Source organism: Dietzia sp. E1, assembly GCF_014145015.1.
Taxonomy (GTDB): Bacteria; Actinomycetota; Actinomycetes; order Mycobacteriales; family Mycobacteriaceae; genus Dietzia; species Dietzia cinnamea_A.
Genome location: NZ_JAALDU010000531.1, coordinates 1 through 2,486 on the forward strand (window position 1 = coordinate 1; position 2,486 = coordinate 2,486).

The following is a 2,486-nucleotide window of genomic DNA, read 5'->3' on the forward strand; positions in this document are numbered from 1 at the left end:
AGCTCCGCGAACTGCTCCTCGATCCGGCCGGCGACCTCGCCCGGGTCAGGGATGAGCTCGGCGTCGGTGGCGATCCCGACCGTCACCGTGCCGTCATAGCTGAAGATGCAGATCCCCAGCGCCTGGTCGCCGCTCATCGGCACCCACCCGAGCATGCCGTCGACCGTCGACCCGCCCAACGAGACCGGGCCGACCGGACCCGGCACAGAGGTGAGCTGACCGACTGTCTTGTTGGCGAACAGGTCGATCACCGCCCGTGCCACCGGTCCGGGCGCCGCGGCCACGGTGAGGATCGTCGCGAACGTCACGTGCGGCTCGAGCGAGTACCGCACGCGCGTCATCGAGGTGGTGATCGCGCCGAGCAGCTCCTCCGGGTCGTCGATCCCCAGCGGCAACCGCATGAGCACCAGCGTGATGTGATTGCCCAGCTCTCCCGCCTCGTCGTCGCCCGAGCCCACCGACACAGGGACCATGAGGTTGATATCCGAGACACGGCGGTCTCCATGGGCGTCGAGATACCCGGTCAACGCCTTGGACACGGCGGCGATCATCACCGGGGTGACGGTACTGTCGTGAGACTTCGCCACCTCCTTGATCGCCGCGAGGTCCAGACCGGAGACCCACGCCACCTTCTTCTCGCGGTGGACCCTGCCGCTCCACGGCAGGTCGGCGTAGCGCGGCTCGAACAGCAGCCGGAACACCGAGCGGTAGGTGTTGGCCATGCGATTGGTCGGACCGATGGCGTCGGTCAGGGATTCCACGGCGCGCGTGGGCACGCGCGAGAGCTGGCGGCCCGGAGCCAACACGTCGCGGGTCAGCCGGCCGAGTGTCTCCGGGAGCCTCAGCGCTGCACCGGTCAACCCGCGGGCGGTGCCGAACGAGTCCCTGGCCACGTCGGCGCCGGCCTCTCCGACCGCGTTCACCGCACCGAGCACACCCTTCGTCCGGGTCGACAGGTCGCGGCCGACAGAGGGCAGCGGGGTGTCGTCCTCGTGATCGCACAGGTCCAGGACCAGCTGCGTGAGCCGGACCCCGTCGACCACGCCGTGCTGGACCCGGAAAAGGATGAGCGCGCCCTCCTCCTCCGCGCCCTCATCCTCCGCGCCGTCATCCTCCGCGCCGTCCGGGTGGTACCCCTCGACGAACTCGACCCGCCACAGCGGACTGCCTCCGGGGAGCGGCACGCCCATCTGCTCGGCGACGTGCGCCTCGGCCTCCGCGCGTCCGCCGGGTTCGGGCAGACGCCGGCGGACCAGGTGGTTCGACAGATCGAAGTCGGGGTCGTCGACCCAGTACCACCGGCGCCCCCTGCGCTTGGCCACCCGACGGAACACCGGGTACGGCTCGACCATGCGGGTGCGGATCGCCTCTGTGACGGCGTCCCAGTCCGGCACGCGGGAGAACCACATCAGCGAGTTGATGTACATGAGGTTGTCCGGTCGGTCCATCAGCAGCCAGAGCTGGTCCCGCAGTGGGATCCGCACCCCGTCCGTCATTCCCCCTGTCGCACTGCCCGCCGCGCTGCCCGTCGCACTGCTCGTTGCACCGTCCGTCGCCGCCATGGCTCCGTTCCTCCCGCTCGCCGGGTGCCCGCCCCCTCGAGCCCGGGGAGCCTCGCGACTCACGCTAGAACAGCGATGACATCCACCGCCGCGCAATGGCCGCACCCGGCGGCACAATGGGCGGATGCGCATCGTGCACACGCCGGACGACCCACCCGCCAAGGGCTTCTACGCACTGCTCACCGCCTCGATCGCCCCACGGCCGATCGCGTGGGTGTCGACCGTCTCGGCTGACGGAGTGCTCAACCTGGCGCCGTACTCGTTCTTCACCGTCGCGTGCGCGGATCCGGCGATCCTGTCCGTGACGTCTATCGGCCGCAAGGACACGTACCGCAACGTGATGGACACCGGCGAGTTCGTCGTGAACATCGGCACCGAATCGCTGATGGAGACGATGAACGCCACGTCGGCGCCCGTCGGGCCGGAGGTGGACGAGTTCGAGATGCAGGGGCTGACCCCCGATCCGTCGGACATCGTCTCCCCGCCGCGGGTCGCGGAGGCACCGATCGCGTTCGAGTGCGTGCGTCACGACGTGATCGACCTGGGCACCAGCGCGATGCTGCTCGGTCGCGTGGTGAGCGTGACCGCCGACGAGGAGATCATGGCCGACGACGGGCTCCCCGACTTCGACATCCTCCTGCCGCCCTCCCGGCTCGGCCGCCACCAGTGGGGCTACGCCCCGCGCACGCGGGAGCTGCCGCGGCCGCGGAAGTAGGTCCGGAGCTCCCGTTCCTATCCAGCCCCGCCGGCAGCCGCGGCCCACGGGGCAGCCGCTCCCCTGCCTGGCGCCTCGCTCCCGCCCACGTACGGCCCCGCACACAGCCGCTCCCCGCGATGGCGTCTCGCTCCCCTCCCTGTACTGCCCCGCCGGCAGCCGCTCCCCGCGATGGCGTCTCGCACACCCCGCGGTGCGCGCGAGACGCC

The 2,486-nt window shown here is 70.8% G+C and carries 2 protein-coding genes; one reads left to right on the top strand and one right to left on the bottom strand.

Annotation, left to right across the window (positions count from 1 at the left end; genetic code table 11):
• Positions 1 to 1,484: WS/DGAT domain-containing protein (locus G6030_RS15130; protein WP_182643680.1), on the bottom strand; the 1,484-nt coding region annotated here is incomplete at its 3' end.
• 202 nt (positions 1,485 to 1,686) lie between these two features.
• Between G6030_RS15130 and G6030_RS15135 the strand changes: the two genes are divergently transcribed.
• A complete protein-coding gene (locus tag G6030_RS15135) occupies positions 1,687 to 2,277 on the top strand; it encodes a flavin reductase family protein (protein ID WP_182643681.1) in 591 nt (196 codons plus the stop codon).
• Positions 2,278 to 2,486 lie beyond the last annotated feature (209 nt).